The sequence below is a fragment of the Mycoplana rhizolycopersici genome, assembly GCF_013378445.1.
Lineage (GTDB): Bacteria > Pseudomonadota > Alphaproteobacteria > Rhizobiales > Rhizobiaceae > Mycoplana > Mycoplana rhizolycopersici.
Genome location: NZ_JABXYK010000048.1, coordinates 1 through 1,091, shown reverse-complemented (window position 1 = coordinate 1,091; position 1,091 = coordinate 1). Strand labels below are relative to the sequence as shown.

At 60.4% G+C, this 1,091-nt stretch carries 1 protein-coding gene and 1 pseudogene; both read left to right on the top strand.

The genetic code is table 11. The annotated features are described in order from the left end of the window. Window positions 1-240: pseudogene (locus tag HV823_RS26550) on the top strand (NAD(P)/FAD-dependent oxidoreductase); the annotation flags it as partial. A gap of 46 nt (window positions 241-286) precedes the next feature. Further along, the coding region (locus tag HV823_RS26335) for an ABC transporter ATP-binding protein (protein WP_246302018.1) at window positions 287-1,091 on the top strand (805 nt) is incomplete at its 3' end.

The window sequence follows — 1,091 nt, the reverse complement described above, 5'->3', positions numbered from 1 at the left end:
GGCATTGCGCAGGCGCCGGTCGCCGGGAAGATCATGGCAAGCCTTGTCCTCGACCGCGACGATGTGTGGAGCCGGTGCGGACTGGTCGGCATCGGCAGACGGACGCGGCTGCCGCCAGAGCCCCTGCGTTACGCTGGCGCCAGGGTCGTCCGTCGGGCCATTCGCCGGAAGAATGACCTCGAAATCCAAAACAGGAAGCCGGATCGGATAACGCGGTTCCTGGCCGGGCTCGCGCCCTGAGGGTGCGGTGTCCAAGCAGTGAAACCAAGAAAATGGAGCGGGAACGATGGCTGATCTGACGCTGAGAAACATACGCAAGTCTTATGCCGATTTCGAAGTCCTGCACGGGATCGACCTCGAGATAAAGTCGGGAGAATTCATTGTCTTCGTCGGTCCCTCCGGCTGCGGAAAGTCGACATTGCTGCGTTCGATCGCGGGGCTCGAGACGATAACATCCGGCGACCTCGTCATCGACGGGGAGCGGATGAACACGGTGGCGCCTTCCAAGCGCGGCATTTCCATGGTGTTCCAGTCCTATGCTCTCTATCCGCACATGACGGTCTATGAGAACATGGCATTCGGATTGCGCATTGCCGGGGTTCCAAAGGCCGAGATCGACGAGCGGGTTCAAAAGGCGGGGGAAATCCTGCAACTGGGCAAGTATCTGCGGAGGTTGCCGAAAGCGCTTTCGGGCGGACAGCGGCAACGCGTTGCCATCGGCCGCGCCATCGTCCGCAATCCGCGGGTGTTCCTCTTCGACGAGCCGCTTTCCAACCTCGACGCGGCGTTGCGTGTGGCGACACGGATCGAGATCGCCAAATTGAAGCAAAGCATGCCGGATGTGACCATGATCTATGTGACCCACGATCAGGTCGAGGCAATGACTTTGGCCGATCGCATCGTCGTGTTCAAGGACGGGAACATCGAGCAGGTTGGAACGCCCCTCGAACTCTACAAGCGACCGGCTAACCTTTTCGTCGCTCAGTTCATCGGCTCGCCCGCGATGAACATTCTCGAAGGCAAGGTCGTCGGCAAGTCGGAAGGCGTTGTGCATCTCATGCTCGAGTGCGGCGCGGCGCTGGACGTGTCTG